The sequence below is a fragment of the Cellulomonas sp. Y8 genome (assembly GCF_008033115.1).
Taxonomy (GTDB): domain Bacteria; phylum Actinomycetota; class Actinomycetes; order Actinomycetales; family Cellulomonadaceae; genus Cellulomonas.
Map to the genome: position 1 here is coordinate 658,795 of NZ_CP041203.1, position 18,279 is coordinate 677,073.

An 18,279-nucleotide genomic window follows, 5' to 3' on the forward strand; every position below is an offset into this window, starting at 1 on the left:
CCCGCTCGGCACCGGGACAGTGTACGAGCGGGGCGGCCCGGCCGGTTTCGCGGCAGGATGGCGACGTGACGTCAGCCCTCGACCCCAGCCGCCCCGACGCGCCGCGCCGCCTGCGCACGGCCATGTTCGTCGACTTCGACAACGTCTACATCGGCCTGCGCCGCCTGGACCCGGACGCCGCCGAGGCGTTCGCGACCGACCCCGGCCACTGGCTCGCCGAGCTGGAGAGCGGCAGCGACGCGGACGGCGACTTCACCCGCCGGTTCCTGGTGCGCGCCTGCTACCTCAACCCCTCGGTCTTCAGCCGGTTCCGCCCGAACTTCACGCGCGCCGGCTTCCAGGTCGTCGACTGCCCGTCGCTGACCCAGCAGGGCAAGAGCAGCGCCGACATCAACCTCGTGCTGGACGCCGTCGACGCGCTGGATGCCGACACCCGGTACGACGAGTTCGTCATCGTCTCCGCCGACGCCGACTTCACGCCGCTCGTGCAGCGGTGCCGCGCCGCCGACCGCCGGGTCACGATCATCACCGCGAGCCCGGCCGCCAGCGCGTACCGGGCCGTCGCGGACACCGTCATCACGGCCGACGACCTGGCGGAGCTGGTGACGGCCGGCCGGGGTGCCGCCGAGGCCGCGGACGCGGCGCCGGCGCCCGAGCAGCCCGCCGCCGCGGCCGAGCCGGAGCCGGAGGCGTCGTCGGAGGTCGCAGCCGCGCCCGAGCCCGCGGGCCCCGGGTCCCGCGGCGGGGCGCGCCGCGACGAGCAGAACCCCGCGACGGGCTCCCCCGGCTCCCTCGCGGCGCGCCGGGCCGTGCTGCAGCGCGTCCGGTCCGCCGACCGCCCCGTGCCGACCGGCGCCGTCGCGCAGGCCGCGCAGAAGGCCGACCCGACGCTGCCCAGCACCCGCTGGGCCGGCACCGGCGGCTTCCTGCCCTGGCTGGGCGAGGCCGTGCCCGAGCTGGGCGTGGCCGCGCGGCCGTCGCCCGGGTACGTCTGGGACCCGAAGCGGTTCGGCGAGGCGGACCTCCCGGGCGCCGCGGCCGAGGGCCCGGCGGGCACGGACGCGTCGGCGCTGCAGCGCCAGGTCGTCGCCGTCACCGACACCCCGGGCCTCAGCAAGGACAACTACCGCGTCCTGCTGACCGCCCTCGCGGACGACGTGCGGGCGCACCCGTTCGAGCGCACCGCCACGGCCCGCCGGGTCCGCGACGCCTGCCAGGCGGCGGGCGCCGCCGTGGGCCGGTCGACCGTCAACACCGTCATCTCGGGGGTGCTCTACGTCGGGCTCGAGCTCGACGACACGGTCACCGCGGTCGACGTGGCGGAGGCCTGGGCGGACAACGTCGTCGGGCTCTGCCGCGGCGCGCGGATGGAGCTGACCGAGGCCGACGAGGTCGCGATCGACGACTGGGTCGGCGGCGGTCTCCTGGACGACCTGGAGGACTGAGGCCCGCCTCCGCCCCGCCGACGGGGGCGTCGGCCCGGCGCGGCGGCGCCGCTCAACCCGCCCGCCCCGGCGGCCGATGGGACGGTGTGCCGTTCCGTCGCCGCGACCGACCTCCGCCGGGCTGGGCCCCGTCGTCCGACCCCCGCACGTGGTCGCCGGCGCCGCTGCCCGTGCGGCGGCGCCGGCGCGCCGCGAGCGTGCTGCCCTGGCTGGTCGTGCTCACGATCGCGGCCGTCTACGGCACCCGGTGGCTGCCCGCGCTCGGCGTCGAGGCCCCCTGGCTCGCGCTCGTCCCGGCGGCCGCGCGCGACCACCCGCGCCCGGGCGTCGAGGAGGCGGACGAGCGGCTCGCGCCCGCCGTCGTCCCCGCGGCACCGGCGACGTCGTTCGCGTTCCTCGCGACCCAGCAGGACAGCACCGGCGCCACGGTCCCGGTGACGTGGTCCCCGTGCCGCCCGATCCACGTCGTCGTGGACCCGACCGGGGCGCCCGCGGACTTCGCGGCGCAGGTGCAGGCGGCGACGGCGGAGCTCGCCGCGGCGACCGGTCTGACCTTCGCGGACGACGGCGTCGTGGCGGAGCCCGCCGACCCCGACCGGGACGCGTTCCTCCCCGACCGGTACGGCGACCGCTGGGCGCCGGTCCTCGTCCGGTTCACCGACGCGGCGACCGTGCCGTCCCTCGCCGGCGACGTGGTCGGGGTCGGCGGCCCGCAGTCGGTGACCGACGCCCGCGGCCGGACGTCGCACGTGTCCGGCGCGGTCTACCTCGACACCGACCTGCTCCAGCCCGGGCTGACCGCGACACCGTGGCCGGCGGTGCTGCGGCACGAGCTCGCGCACCTCGTCGGCCTCGACCACGTCGACGACCCCACCCAGCTGATGAACCCGGTGGCGACGGTGTCGACGTTCCAGGCGGGCGACCTCGCGGGGCTCGCGGCGCTCGGCCAGGGCGCGTGCGCGCCGGGCGTCTGACCCCGGCGCGGCCCGGCACCGTGAGTTCGGTGGCTCCGGCCGAGTTCGGTGGCCAGGGGCACCGAACTCGGCGGGAAGCACCGAACTCGGCGAACGACACCCCCGGCAGCGCGACCGTCCCGGGACGCCCGGCACGAGGCGCTCAGGCCCCGGCCGGTGCGGCGGCCAGGGCCGGGTTGTCGATCCCCGCCACCAGGGCCGCGGCGTGCTCCGCCGCCCCCGGCTGCCCGAGGGCCGCCCGGTGCCGGCCCGCCCGGGCCACGAGCTCCCGCATCCCGCGGCGCGCGGCGAACGCCTCCAGCTCGTCGACCCAGCCCGTCGCCCCCGTCACCGCGCGCGGCACCGCGAACCCGCACAGCGCGTCCAGGCAGTGCGCCTCCACCCAGTCGTGCGCGTCGCGCTGCCGGCGGCAGGCGCCCGGCGCGGCCGTCAGCAGCTCGAGCGCGGCGGCGTCGTCGCCGCGGGCCGCCGCGAGCAGGCCGCGCCCGCGCAGCGCGTAGCCCTCCCAGCACGGGTCGCCGACCTGGCAGGCCAGCGCGTACGCCCCCTCGAACCCCGCCTCGGCGGCGGCCAGGTCGCCCGCCCGGAGCAGCACCTCGGCGCGCTGGGACCGCGGGAACGGGAGGAACGACGTCCAGCCGAGGTCCTGCGCGACGGCGCACGCGCGGTCCAGCGCCGCGAGCGCCGGGCCCGGCTCGTCGCGCAGCACCCGCAGGCGGCCGAGGGCGGTCAGGGCGTACGCCTCCGCCCGCAGGTCACCGGCCGACCGCGCGTCCTCGGTCGCCTCCGCCAGCACGGCGGCCGCCCCGGCGTAGTCGGCCTGGTCGCTGCGGCCGATGCCGTCGAACACCCCGACCCAGGCGCGCAGCCGGGCGTCGTCGCCGCCCAGCTCGCGCGACCGGCGGAACCACATGCCGGCGCGCGGGTACCGCCCCCGCAGCGTCTCGACGTGCCCGAGCTCGAGCGCGGCCCGGGCGGCCACGTCGGCGGACCCGCTGCGCCGCGCCGCGACGAGCGCCTGGTGCAGGACCGCGACCGCCTCCTCGTCGCTCCCGCGGACGCCGTGCACGAGGACCCGGCCCAGCGCGCCCAGCGCGGTCGCGAGCCGGGCGTCGTCGCCGAGGTCCCGCGCGCCGTCCACCCCGGCGCGCAGCAGGTCGATCGCGCGCTCGTACGCCCCGACGTGCGCCGCCCCCTCGCCGCCCTCCACGGCGGCGTCGACCGCGGCGGGAGTGCCGGGGGCGGCCGGCCCCGGGGTGCGGAGCGCCGCGGCGAGGCTCGGCGACGGCTCGACCCCGAGCTCGCGCCGGAACAGCGCCCGGCACTCGGCCACCCGCCGCTCGGCGCCGGCGAGGTCCCCCGCCGCGACCAGCGCGCGGGCCCACAGCTCGTGCCCGCGCTCCGCCAGCGGCTCGGCCGCGACCAGCCGCGCCGCGAGGTCGACGGCCCCGGCGGCGTCGTCGCGGGCGAGCCGGGCGTGCGCGGCCTCGTGCAGGATCGCCGCGGTCAGGCCCGCGACCCGCTCCCGCTCCGCCGCGAGCCAGAGCTCGAGCGCCGCACCGCCGCGCGGCGTCACCCCCTCCAGGAGCGCGCCGCCGAACCCGGGCAGCGCGAGCGCCTCGGCCCACGCCCCGGACGCCAGCACCCGGACGTCGACGACCGTGCCCGGCCTCAGGTCGAGGACCAGCGGGTCCCCGCCCAGGTCCGCCACGCCGTCGAGCGCGCGGCGGAGCTGCGACAAGTTCCACCGCAGCGCCGCCCCGGGGTCGTCCGCGTCGCCGACCAGCAGGCCGGTCAGCCGGCTCCGCGGCACCGCGCGGCCGGCCAGCACCAGGTACGCGAGCAGCAGCCACGCCTTGCTGCCGCGCGGTCCCGGACGCGCGGGTGCGCCCTGCTCGGCCGGCCGGATCGCCGGCGGGCCGAGCAGGGCGACCGCCCCCGGGGTCAGCCCGCGTTCCCCGCGATGTTCACGAGCCACATCGTGCCGAACTTGTCCGCCACCATCCCGAACGCGTCGCCCCACGGCGCCGTGGCCAGGGGCTCGACGACGTTGCCGCCGTCGGACAGCTTGTCCCAGTACCCGCGCAGCTCGGCCTCCGAGTCGGGGCCGCCGCTGAGCGAGACCGAGAAGTTGTCCCCCGGGGTGTACGACATGGCGTTCGGGGTGTCCGACGCCATCAGGACGAGGCCGCCGGGCGTCTCGAGCTGGGCGTGCATGACCTTGTCCTTCTCGGCCGGGTCGTCGCTGGCCTGGAAGTCCCCGAAGGTGCTGACGGTGAGCTCGCCGCCGAACACGGACCGGTAGAACTCCATGGCCTCCCGCGCCGTGTCACGGAAGCCGAGGTACGGGTTGAGGCGCGTGGGCATGGCGGGCTCCTTCTGCCGGACTGCGCAGTGCTGTGACCTGGCTCACACTGCCGCCGTCGTCTCGCCGCCGTCAAGACGCGGCGGCGCTCGTCCGGCGGGCGGTCACGAGCAGGTACTCCCACGCGAGGGACATGCCCCCGCCGGGCCCGACCCGGGCCGCGTCCCTCGCCAGCGCGACCAGGTCCGCGTCGAGCGCGGCCGTCCGGTCCGGGTCGTCGGCCACCGCGCGGTACGCCGCGATCGTCGGGCCGTACCGGGTGGCGAAGTAGTCACGGAACTCCTCCGGCGTGCCGAACGCGTCGACGGGCAGCGACCGGCGCTCGACCCGGACGTCCTCGACCCCGGCGCCGAGCAGGTCGCGCACGTGCGCCTCGTCGCCCCACAGCGGCGGCGGCTGCACGCCGGGCGGCGGCGCCGGCAGGTACGGCTTCATGGTCGCGAACAGCCGCCCGATGAACCCGGTCGGCGTCCAGGACAGCAGCCCGACCCGCCCACCGGGCCGGCAGACCCGGAGCAGCTCCGCGGCGGCGACGGCGTGCCGCGGGGCGAACATCACCCCGATGCACGACGTGACCACGTCGAACGACCCGGCCGGGAACGGCAGCGCCTCGGCGTCCGCCTCCCGCCAGTCCAGCGCGACCCCCCGCGCCTCCGCCGCCCGGCGCCCGGCGTCGAGCAGCGCGGGCGTGAGGTCCGACGCCACCACCCGGCCGCCCGCGAGCGCCGCGGGGACGGCCGCGTTCCCCGTCCCGGCGGCCACGTCGAGCACCCGCTCCCCGGGCTGCACGCCCACCGCGCCGACCAGCACCGGACCCAGGCCGCCGACCACCTCGGCCGCGAGCGCCGGGTAGTCGCCCAGCGCCCACATCGCCCGGTGCCGCTGCTTGAGGGCCGTCACGGCCGCGTCCTCCGTCGCGCGCGCTCCCCCGACGATCGTCATCATCTCGTCCACCTGCTCCTCGCCCTGGGGCCCGGCCCTCGTGCCGGTGCCCGGATGCGGACCACGGAACCCCCGCGGCGTGTGCGCGGGCGTGTGACGCCGCGCCCGACGTCTCACACGGGGCGCACAGCGCCCGCACGGGGCCGCCCTGAGCGGGCTCCGTAGACCTGTCCGCATGACCCGACACCCCCGCACCCGACCCGACGGCGAGCCCGCCGGCCGGCCCCCGCGCCGCCGCCGGCTCCGCCGCTCCCTGCTGGTCTCGACGCTCGTCCTGCTGCTCGCCGTCGGCGGCGGGTCGGCCTGGGCCCTCGACCGGTTCGTGGTCGACCACGTCGAGATCGCGGACGTCCAGGCCTACGAGGCCGCGCAGAACGGCACGACGACCACCGACGACGACGCCGGCACCGGCACCGGCACCGGCGGGACCGTCACGGGCACCACCTACGAGTCCGACGACGCGAGCATCAGCATCTCGACGGTCGTGACCGGCAGCGGCGACGACCAGGTCACCTACTACGTCGCCGACGTGACCCTGTCCGACGCCACCGTGCTCCGCTCGGCCTTCGCGAACAACCAGTTCGGCACCAACATCACCGCGACCACCTCCGCCATCGCCGAGGACAACGACGCGGTGTTCGCGATCAACGGCGACTACTACGGGTTCCGGGACACCGGCATCGTGATCCGGAACGGCGTCGTCTACCGCGACGAAGGCGCCCGCGAGGGCCTCGCGTTCTACACGGACGGCCACGTCGAGGTCTACGACGAGACCGCCACGACGGCCGACGCGCTCGTCGCGGACGGGGTGTGGAACACCCTGTCGTTCGGGCCGGCGCTGGTCGAGGACGGGCAGGTCGTCGACGGCATCGAGGACGTGGAGGTCGACACCAACGTCGGCAACCACTCGATCCAGGGCGACCAGCCGCGCACCGCGGTCGGCGTGGTCGACGACAACCACCTGGTGTTCGTCGTCGTGGACGGCCGGTCCCCCGGCTACTCGGCGGGCGTCGACATGACCGAGCTGGCCGAGATCATGCAGTCGCTCGGCGCCACCACGGCCTACAACATCGACGGCGGCGGCTCCTCGACGATGTACTTCGACGGCTCGCTCGTGAACGACCCGCTCGGCAACGGCACCGAGCGCGGCACCTCCGACATCCTGTACATCGGGGGCTGAGCCGTGATCGTCCTGGTCCCCGCCTACGAGCCGGACGACCGCCTGGTGCGGCTGGTCGGCGACCTGCGGGCCTCCGCGCCCGGCGTGCGCGTCCTCGTGGTCGACGACGGCTCCGGGCCGGTGTACCGACCCCTGTTCGACCGGGTCCGCGCGCAGGGCTGCACGGTGCTGACCCACCCCGGCAACCGCGGGAAGGGCTGCGCGCTCAGGACCGGGTTCGCCCACGCCGAGCGGCATCTCCCCGGCGAGCCGGTCGTGTGCGCCGACAGCGACGGGCAGCACTCGGTCGCCGACGTGCTCCGGGTGGCCGCCGCGCTGGACGCGCAGCCCGCCGACCGGCCCGCGACCGTGCTGGGCGTGCGCGCGTTCACCGGGCGGGTGCCCGCGCGGTCGGTCCTCGGCAACCGGGTCACCGCACGGGTGTTCCACCTCGCCACCGGGCTGCGGCTCCGCGACACCCAGACCGGCCTGCGCGGCTACCCGGCCGCGCTGCTGCCCTGGCTGCGGAGCGTGCGCGGCGAGCGCTTCGAGTACGAGCAGAACCTGCTGCTGCGCGCCGCCGCCGAGGGGCAGCCGGTCGAGGAGGTCGAGATCGCCACCATCTACCTGGAGGGCAACGCGTCGTCGCACTTCCGGCCGCTCGCGGACTCCGCCCGGGTGCTCGCGCCGCTGCTGCTGTTCTCGCTGTCGTCGCTGTCGGCGTTCGCGATCGACACGGTCGCGCTGCTGGCGCTGCACGCGGCGTCCGGGTCGCTGGCGGCGTCGGTGCTCGGGGCGCGCGTGCTGAGCGCGGGGGTGAACTTCGCGGTGAACCGGGTGGTCGTGTGCGGGCGCACGGGCCGGGGCGGGCCGCACGGCCGCGGCGCGACCCGCCGGGTGCCGTGGGGCCGGGCCGCCGCGCGGTACGCGACGCTCGCCGTCCTGCTGCTCGGCGCGAGCTACCTGCTGCTCGCGGCGCTCACGGGCCTCGGCGTCGGCCTGCTGCCGGCGAAGGTCGCCACCGAGGCGGTGCTGTACCTCGTGAGCTTCCAGGTCCAGCGCCGGTTCGTGTTCGCGGGCGCGCGGTCGACGGCGCCGGTGCCGCGCGGCCCCGCCCCCGATCCCCTCCCTGCTCTCGCACCCCCCGCCGATCGATCGGGCGGCAGCGCGAGGATCAGGAGGGGATGAGCCGGCGTCACCCCCCGAGCAGCCGCCGCGCCACCGCCCGCGCCGCGCGCCGGCCCGACGCGATCGCGCCCTGCTGCGACGGCGTGTCCCGGTGGTCGCCGCACACGTACAGCCCGTCGCCCAGGTCGACCGGCTGCCGCACCCGGAGCGGCGGCGTCGCCGCGGGGAGCGCGTGCGCGATCTCGTGGGTCGCGAGCTCCCGCCAGCCCCGCGGGTCGGCTCCGAGCATCTCCCCCGCCTGGCGCCGCACCTCGGCCGGGTCGGGGCGGGCCGCGGCGTCCCACGGGCCCGACGGCAGCACCGAGGTCGCCTGCACCAGCTGCGCGCCCGCCGGCGCGTACGACGGGGCGGCCGCGGAGATCAGCGCCGCGTCCACCACCGGCCCGCGCCGCCGCCCGTCGACCACGACCGCGTCGACCCGCGGGATCCCCTCGGCCGCCCACCAGGTCGTCGTGAGCCCCCGCATCGGCGGCGCCTCGACCCCGGCGAGGTCGGCCGCCGTGACCGGGTCCGCCGCGACGACCACCGCCCGCGCCCGCACCCGGCTGCCCTCGACCCGCACCGCCCGACCGCCGTCGACCCGCTCGATCTCCGCGACCCGGGCGCCGGTCGTCACGTCCGGCAGGCCCTCCGCGAGCAGCGCGGGCAGCGCACCCGCGCCCCCGACCGGCAGCCCCGGCGTCCCCCGCAGCATCGACCGCACCACCAGCCGGGCGAAGGTCGCCGACGTCGCGCCGGACTCGTCGGCCAGCACCCCCGCGAGGAACGGCTCCAGCACCTCGTGCCGCAGCCGCCCGTCGACCCCGGCCGCGGTCAGCGACTCCGCGAGCGTGGCGTCCGGCCCGGCCTCCAGCGCACGCACCGGTCCGAGCGCCGGGGCCGCCCAGCGCGCGAGGGCCGCGAGCTCCCCGACCCGGACGTAGCCGCTGCCGAGCGTCTCGCGCAGCCGGGCCGGCGCGCGCCGCGGGTCCGCCAGCACCGCCAGGCCGTCGCCGCGCCGCACGGCGACGCCGGGCAGGAACGGCTGGAGCCGGAGCGCGTCGACGTCGACCGCGTCCCGCAGCGCCGGGTAGGCCGGGTTGATCACCTGGAACCCGCGGTCGAGGGTGAACCCGTCGACCTGCTCGCTGCGCACCCGCCCGCCCACGGCCGGACCCGCCTCCAGCACCCGCACGTCCAGCCCGCGCGCGTGCAGGGCCCGTGCGCAGGTCAGCCCGGCCAGCCCGGCCCCGACCACCACGACGTCGCAGTCCATGCGCCGGAGCCTAGGGGCGGGGTCGGCCCGGCGCCCGGCGGGCGTCACACCGGGTCGATGCCGGACGCCACGGCCAGCAGCTCGTCGATCACCGCCACCACCGCGGGGCCCGGCTCGCGGCGCGTCGCGCGGTGCCGGGCGACCAGCCGCCGCGACCCGAGCCCCGGCACCGTCGCCACCGTCACGCCGTCCGGGAGCTCGCCCTGCAGCGCGAGCGCCGGGAGGAGGGCCACCCCCTGCCCTGCCGCGACGAGCGCGAGCGCGACGTCGAAGTCGTAGTAGAGGTGTTGCGAGGTGACCGGGCCCAGGGCCGCCGTCACCCGGCCCATCGCCCGCGCCGCGGCGGTGTGGGGCTCGGCCGCCAGCCAGGTCACGCCGGTGAGGTCGGACAGCTGCGTGGGCGTCGCGACCGACCCGGGCAGCACCAGCCGCCACGGCTCCTCCAGCAGCACCACGTCGCGCTGCCCGCGCGGCACGTGCGTGTCCGCGTCCTCGTCCCGCTCCAGCAGCACGATGTCCGCGTCGCCCTCGCGGAGCCGGCGCATCGACTCGCCCTGCTCGCGCTCCTCGATGAGCAGCTCGATGCCGGGGTGGTGCTCGGCGACGACGGCGAACGCCGGGGCGATGACTGCGCGGATGGCGGTCTGGAACGCCGCGACGGTCACCCGGCCGGACAGCTCCCCGCCGAGCTCCGCGAGCGACTTGCGCGCCTCGACGAGCTCCGACTCGATGCGCTCCGCGGCCTCCGCGAGGATCCGGCCGGCGGCCGTCAGGGTCGCGCCGCGGGGGTTGCGGTCGAGCACCGCGACCCCCTCCTCCGACTCCAGCCGGGCGATCTGCTGGGACACCGCGGAGGGCGTCACGTGCAGCAAGTCGGCGGCGGCGAGCACCCCGCCGGCGCGGTGCACGGCGAGCAGGACGGCGAGGCGGCGGGGATCGGTCGGCACCGTTTCATCCTAATTCAGTTCTGCTGCACCCCTGTCGCAACATCATTCGATTGTGCTGAACCCGATCTGGCCGCATGATTCTGCTGCCGGCGAACCGCGGGACCCCGCGCGGCCGGCCCTCCACCCACCCCTCTGCCTTGCCAGGAGTACGCCCGTGTCCGCTCTCGTCACCGCGCTCGGCTGGGTCGGCGCGGTCACGTGCCTCGTCGCCTACGTCCTCGTCACCCGCGGGAAGTGGGCGCCCACGTCCGGGCGCTACCAGCTCGCCAACGTCGTGTCGGGGCTCTTCATGGGCCTGGTCGCCGCGAGCAGCGGGGTGTGGCCGTCGGTGGTCACCAACGCCGTGTGGGCCGTCGTCGGCGCGCACGCCGTCTCCGTGGTGCTCAAGGCCCGGCGGCAGCGGCAGCGCGAGGCCGCGGAGCGCGCGGCGGCCCAGGTCGCCGAGGTGCCGGCCGTCGTGGTCGAGCCGGTGCCCGCCCGCGTGGTCGACCTCGCGGCCTGACGCCCTGCCGTCGGACCCGCGTACTCAGACGTCCAGCACCCGCAGCCGGACGCGCACGGACCCGCCGACCTCCAGGCCCTCCGCGGCGCGCACGGCCTTCTTGATCGGCAGCGAGTAGGCCCGCTTCCCGCCGTCCGGGAAGATCGACGTCCGCCAGGTCGTGCCGCCGACGGTGACCTCGACGCGCAGCGACCCGAACCCGCGCACGAACGCGCCGGCCCGCTCGAGGATCTCGTCGGACGCGTCCTCCGGCACGCTGACGAAGGTCCAGCGTTCGGCGCGCCGCGCCTCCCACAGCCAGAGCGGGGCCTCGAAGTCGAAGGTCATGCCCCGATGCTGCCGCACCCCGCCGACACGCGACGGCCGTGCGGCAGCACCGGCGCCCGCGGATCACGGCACCGTGTGCCCCGCCGCGCGGTACAGCTCGTACCACTCCGCCCGCGTCAGCGGCACCTCGGACCCCGCCGCCGACTCGGTCACCCGGGACGGCGTCGTCGTCCCGAGCACGACCTGCATCTGCGCGGGGTGCCGGGTGATCCAGGCGACCGCGATGCCGGTCGGCGTCACGCCGTACTTCTCGGCGAGCCGGTCGATCGCCGCGTTCAGCTCGCCGTAGGTCTCCCGGTCCTCCAGGAACACCCCGTCGAAGAACCCCTTCTGGAACGGCGACCACGCCTGCACGGTGATGTCGTGCAGCCGGCAGTAGTCGAGCAGCCCGTTGTCCCGGGAGATCGACTGGTCGAGCGCCGCCATGTTCGCGGCCACGCCCTGCGCGACGAGCGGCGCGTGCGTGATGCTCAGCTGCAGCTGGTTGACCACGAGCGGCTGCTGCACCGACTTCTTCAGCAGCTCGATCTGCTGCGGCGTGTGGTTGGAGACGCCGAACGCGCGCACCTTGCCGGCGGCGGACAGCTCGTCGAACGCCCGCGCGACCTCGTCCGGCTCGACCAGGGCGTCCGGGCGGTGCAGCAGCAGGATGTCGACGTGGTCGGTGCGCAGCGCGCGCAGCGATCCCTCGACCGAGGACACGATCTCCTCGTACGAGAAGTCGAAGTACGGGCCGTCCTTGATGATCCCGGCCTTCGTCTGGATGACGAACTCGTCGCGCTGGGAGGGCGTCAGGTCGAGCGCCTCGGCGAACCGGGCCTCGCAGCCGTGCTTCTCGTCGCCGTAGACGGCGGCGTGGTCGACGAACGCGATCCCCGCGTCCCGCGCGGTGCGGACGAGCTCGCGGACCTCGTCGTCGGACTTCTGCTGGATGCGCATCAGGCCGAGGATCACGTTCGGCGCGACGATGTCGGTGCCGGGCAGGGTGAAGGTCTTCATGCTGGTCCTTCGGGGTCGACGGTGACGTGCGCCCGGTGACCGGGCCGCGTGACCGACTCTAGGCATCCCCGCCGGCACGTGCCTCGCGGCGCCGGCCCAGCACCGACCCGACCACGCAGCCCCACAGCGCGCAGCCGAGACCGAGCGCGACCATCCCGGCGAGCGACGGTCGCGGGCTCGGCACCAGCGCGTGCTCGCTCAGCGGCGCGTAGGCGAACCAGGCGACGACTGGCCGGGTCAGCAGCCAGCCGCCGACGACCGTCAGCACCACGCCGGCGATGCCGACAGCAACCAGCGGCAGGGATGCACGTGGGCGGCCCGCCCGCGCGGAGGGGTCGGGTGACGAGGTGGAGGTCATCGGCCGATCGTGACACGTCGCCGCACGGTCCCCGCAGGGATCACGCCGCCCTCCGGGACGTAGGTCCCCTGGTGAGCGCGTCGCTGCGGTCGAACGAAGGGATGCCCCTCCCTCGACCCGCGGAGCACGTCATGACCGTCAGCGCTGTCCCCGTCCCCCGACCGCCGCTCGACGTCGCCGCCGGTGCCGACTCCTCCGCCGGGCGGCTGGAGCTCCTCGACATCGTGGCGCACGGGCACCGGCTCCGGTACTCGTTCGCCGTCGCGGGCCAGCACTACGCGGCCTCGGTCTGGTACCACTCGGTCGACCTGGACGCGCTGCGAAGCCGGATGGGCGCCGACCAGTTCGAGCGGATGGCGTTGCACGTGGCGCTCTTCGACATGAACCGCGGGCTCAATGCCGCCCCGCGGAGGTGGTGCTGCCCGAGCACCTCCGCCGTCACGTCACGGACGGGCTCGCGGACCTGTGGACCCTCGTCGCCGACCACGTGTGGGCGCAGTGGCGGTACGAGAACGACATGCCCGGGTACCGGGCCCCCTCCCTGCCGCGCGTGGTCGATCCTGGGGAGGTCCCCGACCTCGCCGGCCCGGGCGCTGGAACCGGCGGCGTGCGCCCGCTCGTCATGTGCGGCGGCGGCAAGGACTCGCTCGCGGTGCTCCAGCTGCTCGACGAGGCCGGGGTCGAGTACACGACACTCGGGTACTCGTCGAGCGGCTACGGCCTCGCCGAGCACCAGCACGACCTGATCGAGGCGGTCGCAGGATCCGGGTTGCGTTCATCGGGCCACATCCGGGTGACGCACCTGGACGACTGGGAGGACAGCCCCTACCTCGAGCTCGCGGCGCCTGCGGGTATCGGCGCGCGCACAGCCTCCGAGACACCGTTCTCGGTCTTCATGGCGCTGCCCGTCATGCTCGCCGGAGGGTTCACGCATCTCCTCGTCGGCCACGAGCTCTCGGCAGGCGTGCCCAACCTGGTGTGGGACGGCGAGCCCGTCAACCACCAGTGGGGCAAGTCCGCTGCCGCCGAGGCCGCCCTCGACGGCTATCTCTCCGACCTCACCGGTGGCCGGTGCCACTACGCGAGCATGCTCGGGTCGCTCTCGGATCCCCTGATCTTCGGGATCGTGGCGCGTGCCGGCGGGCGGTTCGCCTCGACGCACTCGTGCAACGTGGCCAAGCCGTGGTGCCTCCGCTGCCCCAAGTGCCTGTACGTCTGGATGAGCGCACGGGCCTACCTCGATCCCGCCGTCGTCGAGGCGACCTTCGGCGCGATCAACCTGTACGACGAGCCCGACCTCGACACGTCGTTCGAGGCGCTCCTGGGCCTGGCCGACCACACGCCCTTCGAGTGCGTGGGCAGCGCGGCCGAGGCACGGCTCGCCGCACTCGTCTGCCATCGGAGCGACCGTGGCGGCGCCCTCATCGACCGCTTGGGCGACTGGCTCGGCACCGCGGTCACGGAAGCCGAGATCGCTCGCCTTCTCGCGGCAGACCCCGACGCCGACAGGTGCCCGGAAGCCTGGCGGTCCGCGGTCGACCCCGTGCTGCGGGAGGTCGAGCGCGCCGTGCGCGACCTGATCGACCACACCGCTTCCCCGACGCCGACGACCGGGACGGCCGTCCTGGACGGCGTGTCCTTCATCGCACCCTTCGAGCAGGGCTTCACGCTGGATCTGCCCGCATTCCTGCGCCGCGGTGCGCGGCAGTGGTTCTGGGACTGGCACCACGGCGACACCGTCGAGGGCGGCGGACCGATCCCGTGGTCGGTCGCAGGAGACCGCGCACGGGCCAACGGTCTCGTCTACGACGTGGATACCTACGAAGGCACCTCGGTCGTGCCGCGCACGCTCGCGGAGCTGCATGTCGACCGCTCGGCCACGGCCGCGCCGGCTCTCCAATGGGCCCGCCGCCGGCTGGAGGCAGCGCTCGGGGACTCGCTCGCCTTCCGGTCGGCGCACGTGGAGCTGACACCGTTCGGGATCGGGTCGATCCGCGTCCGAGCAGTCCCGGTGCATCCGATCGCACGCCCCGGCCTCGCCCGAGACGTCTGCGAGAGCGCGAGCTCGCGCCTCGCCGACGCGATCCGCGAGGTGTGCACAGCGCTGGCGGACGACGCGTCCCGGCACGTCGAGGACGGCTGGTCGCGATCGATGCCTGCCGCGGTCGCCGGTCGCGTCAAGTGGGTCCACCGCGTGCTGGACATCCGCACACCCGAGGCGACGGCGGCCGACGGATGGTGCGGCGAGATCCTCGGTGGCGGAGACACGCCCGTCGTGAGGACCGCCGGGGGCTGCGTCGCTCCGGGGATCGGCACGTCGGTCGTCCAGGAGAGCTCGGGCGGCGCGGGCGGAGACGTCGCCTCGGTCATCGCCCTCGCCAACACCGCGTGGGCAGCGGCCGACGCGTGGTCGCAGGAGCTGCTCGCGCAGTCCTCGTGCGTCACGGCCAGCCGGCGCAGTGGTGAGATCGCCGAGCTGCGTGCGATGTCCGACGCGGTTGCGGAGACGATCGACGCCACCTCAGGGTTCCGTGCCGTGCTGCACGACGAGGTCGCGAGCCTGACCCCGCGCCAGCTCGACTTCTGGGGCCACATCGTCCGCACCTGGCACCTGGATGACCTGATGGACGAGCTCGACCGTCGTCGAGGGGAGCTGAAGAGCTCCCACCGCGAGACGCTCGACCTGCTGCAGTCGCAGCTCAGCAGCAGGCTCAACACGATCGTGACCACGCTGACCGTCCTGAGCGCCTTCTCCGTGCTGGCCGCGATGATCGACTACTTCTTCGGTGGCCCGCTGTCGTCGCTCGACGCGCAGCGGTCGATCCTGTTCGCGCTCCTCGGCGCCGCGGCCGGTGGCGGTCTCTGGGTGCTCTGGCGGCGGCTCGGGCCTCGGCGTCCGAGGACGGGCCGCGACCGCTGACGCGACCGCCCCGGACGCGACCCCTCAGCGCACCTCGACGCGGAGCCGCAGCTCCACCTCGTCGCCGAGGTCCACGCCCTCGGCCCGCCGCACGGCCGTCTTGATCGGCACCAGGTAGCCGCCGTCCTTCGGGAACAGCGACGTCTCCCACCGGGTCCGCCCGAGCGTCACCGCGACCGGGATGACTCCCCAGCCGTACGAGACCAGCGACGACGCCGCGCGCAGCTCGTCCGCCTCGGGGCCCGGGACGGCGACGTAGTGGTACGGCGCCGGGCCGCGCCAGTGGATGATCTCGCCCCGGAACCGCAGGTCCATGGGCGTCAGCGTACGAAAGGGGCACGCGTCCGCGCCCAGGTACCGCCCCGAAACCCCTTGCCCCCGGGCCACGACCGGGAGAACCCTGGGTGGGGTCTCAGCCGCCGCAGTGCCGCAGTGCGTCAGGAGCGCCGCATGACCGCCTCGCCGAGCACCCAGGACGTCGACGACCTCCGGACCCGGTTCTCGGGCCGCGTCGTGCAGCCGGACGACCCCGAGTACGACGCCCTCCGGGTGGTGGTGCTCGGCGGCGCCGACCCCCGCCCCGCCGTCATCGCACGCCCGCTGGACGACGCCGACGTGTCCGCCGCGGTCGCGTTCGCGCGCGACGCTGGCCTCCCGCTCGCCGTCCGCAGCGGCGGGCACAGCGGCGCGGGCCACGGCACCGTCGACGACGGCCTCGTCATCGACCTCCGGGACATGCGCGCGGTGGACGTCGACCCCGGGGGCCGCACCGCGTGGGTCGAGGCCGGCGCCACCGCGGGCGAGACCACGGCCGCGACCGCGGCGCACGGGCTCGCCGTCGGGTTCGGGGACACCGGCTCGGTCGGCGTCTCCGGCATCACGCTGGGCGGCGGGGTCGGCTTCCTGTCCCGCTCGCACGGCCTCACGGTCGACAACCTGCTGGCCGCCGACGTGGTGCTGGCGGACGGCCGGGTGGTGCGCGCGGACGCCGACCAGCACCCGGAGCTGTTCTGGGCGCTGCGCGGGGGCGGGGGCAACCTCGGGGTCGTCACCCGGTTCCGGTTCCGGCTGCACCCGCTCGACGGCGTGACCGGCGGGATGCTGCTGCTGCCCGCGTCGGCGCCGGTGGTCGCGGGTTTCCTCGGCGCGCTGCAGGACGGGCCGGACGAGCTCACCGCGATCGTCAACGTCATGCCCTGCCCGCCGCTGCCGTTCGTCGCCGCCGAGCACCACGGCGCGCTCGCCGTCATGGCGCTGGTCTGCTGGTCCGGGCCGCCGGAGGCCGCCGACGCCGCGCTGGCGCCGATCCGGGCGCTCGCCGAGCCGATCGCCGACCTGGTCCGGCCGGTCGCCTACCCGGAGCTGTTCCCGCCGGCCGACCCCGAGTACCACCCGACCGCCGTCGCGCGGACGCTGCTGCTCGACCGCGTCGACCTGCCGCTCGCGGAGGCGGTCGTCGGCCGGCTGGAGCAGATCGACGGCATGCGCGTCGTCCAGCTCCGGGCCCTGGGCGGCGCGATCGGGCGGGTGCCCGCCGACGCCACCGCCTTCGCGCACCGGTCGAGCCGCCTGATGGGGAACGTCGCCGCGTTCGTCACCGGACCCGAGGACCGGGCGGCCCGCACCGCGTGGGTCGAGGGCACCGCGGCCGTCCTGGACCAGGGCGACCGGGGGGCGTACGTGAACTTCCTCGGCGACGAGGGGCCGGAGCGGGTGCGCGCGGCGTACCCGGGCGCCACGTGGGACCGCCTCGCGGCGGCCAAGGCGGCGTACGACCCGGGAAACCTGTTCCGCCGGAACCAGAACGTGCCGCCGGCGGGGTGACCACGACGACGCTCACGCTGCGCCGGCTCAACCGCACCCTGCTGCGCCGCCAGCTGCTCGACGCGCGCGCCGACGTCCCCGTCGCCGAGGCCGTCGCACGGCTGCTGGCGGTGCAGGCGCAGGAGCCGAACTGGGTGTTCGCCGCGCTGTGGTCGCGGGTCGCCGGCCTCGCGCGCGCCGACGTCGAGACCACCGTCGAGGCGCGGGCGCTCGTGCGCGGCCCGCTGCTGCGCGGGACCCAGCACCTGGTGACGGCCGACGACTACCGGTGGCTGCGCCCGACCGTCGCGCCGGTGCTCGACCGCCTGTCCCGGGCGGCGTACTACCGCGACCAGACCGGCGGGATCGACCCGGCGCAGCTGGTCGCGGTCGCCCGGGACGTCCTGGGCGACGACCTCGTGCCGCGGCGCGACCTCGGGGCCGCGCTGGCCGCCCGCTGGCCCGGTCGGCGGGCCGCGGTGCTCGCGGCGGCGGTCGAGGCGCTGACGCCCGTGGTGCACGGTCCGGCGACCTCGGCGTTCGGGTCCTGGTGGAGCCGGCGGTCGATCCGGGTCGCCGACGCGGCGGCGTGGCTCGGTGCCCCGATGCGGGAGCCGGACCTGCCCGCCCTCGTGCACCGGTACCTCGCGGCGTTCGGCCCGGCGTCGGTCATGGACCTGCAGGCGTTCACCGGCCTGACCCGGCTGCGGCCGGTGGTCGAGGACCTGCGCGGCGGGCTCCGGACCTACCGCGGCCCGGACGGGGCCGAGCTGCTCGACGTCCCCGACGGCGCGCTCGTCGACGAGGACGCGCCGACGCCCGTGCGGTTCCTCGGGGCATTCGACAACGCGGTCCTCGGCCACCGCGACCGCACCCGGCTGCTCCCCCGAGCCGTTCCGGACGACGGTGATGCCGGGCTACTCGATGGTGCACGCGACGGTGCTGGTCGACGGGTTCGTCGCCGCGACGTGGACGGTCGACGACGGCGCGCTCGCCGTGCACCCCCCTCGCGCCCCTGCCGGCCGGGGCCGAGGACGACGTGCGGGCGGAGGCGACGCGGATGGCGGCGTTCCTCGACCTCGACCCCGTCGTGAC

Annotated in this window: 17 protein-coding genes; 8 read left to right on the top strand and 9 right to left on the bottom strand. The window is 76.2% G+C overall.

Features of this window, described 5'->3' with window-relative positions:
- Positions 1-65 precede the first annotated feature (65 nt).
- Together FKM96_RS02940 and FKM96_RS02945 are read left to right on the top strand one after the other, a co-directional pair.
- Complete coding sequence (locus FKM96_RS02940) at positions 66-1,445, top strand: NYN domain-containing protein (protein ID WP_147793971.1); 1,380 nt, start codon at positions 66-68, stop codon at positions 1,443-1,445.
- An 86-nt stretch (positions 1,446-1,531) separates the two neighbouring features.
- A complete protein-coding gene (locus FKM96_RS02945) occupies positions 1,532-2,419 on the top strand; it encodes a hypothetical protein (protein ID WP_147793972.1) in 888 nt (295 codons plus the stop codon).
- Positions 2,420-2,561: 142 nt separating this feature from the next.
- Here the strand turns inward: FKM96_RS02945 and FKM96_RS02950 are convergent, their stop codons facing one another.
- From FKM96_RS02950 to FKM96_RS02960, 3 genes are all read right to left on the bottom strand, one after another.
- A complete protein-coding gene (locus tag FKM96_RS02950; RefSeq protein ID WP_168216854.1) occupies positions 2,562-4,397 on the bottom strand; it encodes a bacterial transcriptional activator domain-containing protein in 1,836 nt (611 codons plus the stop codon).
- Positions 4,364-4,786 (bottom strand): VOC family protein, encoded by a 423-nt coding sequence (locus FKM96_RS02955; protein ID WP_147793974.1) that lies wholly within the window; start codon positions 4,784-4,786, stop codon positions 4,364-4,366. Before FKM96_RS02955 ends, FKM96_RS02950 begins: the two co-directional genes overlap by 34 nt.
- A gap of 70 nt (positions 4,787-4,856) precedes the next feature.
- A complete protein-coding gene (locus FKM96_RS02960) occupies positions 4,857-5,729 on the bottom strand; it encodes a class I SAM-dependent methyltransferase (RefSeq protein WP_246855322.1) in 873 nt (290 codons plus the stop codon).
- A 172-nt stretch (positions 5,730-5,901) separates the two neighbouring features.
- Between FKM96_RS02960 and FKM96_RS02965 the strand changes: the two genes are divergently transcribed.
- Positions 5,902-6,906 (top strand): phosphodiester glycosidase family protein, encoded by a 1,005-nt coding sequence (locus FKM96_RS02965; RefSeq protein WP_147793976.1) that lies wholly within the window; start codon positions 5,902-5,904, stop codon positions 6,904-6,906.
- A gap of 3 nt (positions 6,907-6,909) precedes the next feature.
- On the top strand, positions 6,910-8,073 hold the full coding sequence (locus tag FKM96_RS02970) for a glycosyltransferase family 2 protein (RefSeq protein ID WP_147793977.1): 1,164 nt from the start codon (positions 6,910-6,912) through the stop codon (positions 8,071-8,073).
- 7 nt (positions 8,074-8,080) lie between these two features.
- Here FKM96_RS02970 and FKM96_RS02975 read toward each other — a convergent pair whose 3' ends face one another.
- Both FKM96_RS02975 and FKM96_RS02980 read right to left on the bottom strand, forming a co-directional pair.
- On the bottom strand, positions 8,081-9,328 hold the full coding sequence (locus FKM96_RS02975) for an FAD-dependent oxidoreductase (RefSeq protein WP_147793978.1): 1,248 nt from the start codon (positions 9,326-9,328) through the stop codon (positions 8,081-8,083).
- 44 nt (positions 9,329-9,372) lie between these two features.
- Positions 9,373-10,275, bottom strand: coding sequence for a LysR family transcriptional regulator (locus tag FKM96_RS02980; RefSeq protein ID WP_147793979.1), 903 nt, complete (start codon positions 10,273-10,275; stop codon positions 9,373-9,375).
- Positions 10,276-10,429: 154 nt separating this feature from the next.
- Here FKM96_RS02980 and FKM96_RS02985 point away from each other — a divergent pair, with 154 nt between their 5' ends.
- Positions 10,430-10,777 carry a hypothetical protein gene (locus FKM96_RS02985; protein WP_210417353.1) on the top strand — a complete coding sequence of 116 codons (348 nt, stop codon included), beginning with the start codon at positions 10,430-10,432 and terminating at the stop codon, positions 10,775-10,777.
- A gap of 24 nt (positions 10,778-10,801) precedes the next feature.
- Here FKM96_RS02985 and FKM96_RS02990 read toward each other — a convergent pair whose 3' ends face one another.
- The 3 genes from FKM96_RS02990 to FKM96_RS03000 all read right to left on the bottom strand — a co-directional run bounded on the left by FKM96_RS02990 (position 10,802) and on the right by FKM96_RS03000 (position 12,461).
- On the bottom strand, positions 10,802-11,104 hold the full coding sequence (locus FKM96_RS02990; RefSeq protein ID WP_147793980.1) for a DUF1905 domain-containing protein: 303 nt from the start codon (positions 11,102-11,104) through the stop codon (positions 10,802-10,804).
- Between the two features lie 63 nt (positions 11,105-11,167).
- On the bottom strand, positions 11,168-12,103 hold the full coding sequence (locus tag FKM96_RS02995) for an aldo/keto reductase family oxidoreductase (protein WP_147793981.1): 936 nt from the start codon (positions 12,101-12,103) through the stop codon (positions 11,168-11,170).
- A 58-nt stretch (positions 12,104-12,161) separates the two neighbouring features.
- Complete coding sequence (locus FKM96_RS03000; RefSeq protein WP_147793982.1) at positions 12,162-12,461, bottom strand: hypothetical protein; 300 nt, start codon at positions 12,459-12,461, stop codon at positions 12,162-12,164.
- Positions 12,462-12,876: 415 nt separating this feature from the next.
- Between FKM96_RS03000 and FKM96_RS03005 the strand changes: the two genes are divergently transcribed.
- Positions 12,877-15,381, top strand: a complete 2,505-nt coding sequence (locus tag FKM96_RS03005) for a hypothetical protein (RefSeq protein WP_147793983.1) — start codon at positions 12,877-12,879, stop codon at positions 15,379-15,381.
- A 24-nt stretch (positions 15,382-15,405) separates the two neighbouring features.
- Here FKM96_RS03005 and FKM96_RS03010 read toward each other — a convergent pair whose 3' ends face one another.
- Complete coding sequence (locus FKM96_RS03010; RefSeq protein WP_147793984.1) at positions 15,406-15,696, bottom strand: DUF1905 domain-containing protein; 291 nt, start codon at positions 15,694-15,696, stop codon at positions 15,406-15,408.
- A gap of 135 nt (positions 15,697-15,831) precedes the next feature.
- Between FKM96_RS03010 and FKM96_RS03015 the strand changes: the two genes are divergently transcribed.
- Both FKM96_RS03015 and FKM96_RS03020 read left to right on the top strand, forming a co-directional pair.
- A complete protein-coding gene (locus FKM96_RS03015) occupies positions 15,832-17,205 on the top strand; it encodes an FAD-binding oxidoreductase (protein WP_147793985.1) in 1,374 nt (457 codons plus the stop codon).
- On the top strand, positions 17,202-18,278 hold the full coding sequence (locus tag FKM96_RS03020) for a winged helix DNA-binding domain-containing protein (RefSeq protein WP_168216855.1): 1,077 nt from the start codon (positions 17,202-17,204) through the stop codon (positions 18,276-18,278). The genes FKM96_RS03015 and FKM96_RS03020 overlap by 4 nt, the downstream gene beginning before the upstream one ends.
- Position 18,279 lies beyond the last annotated feature (1 nt).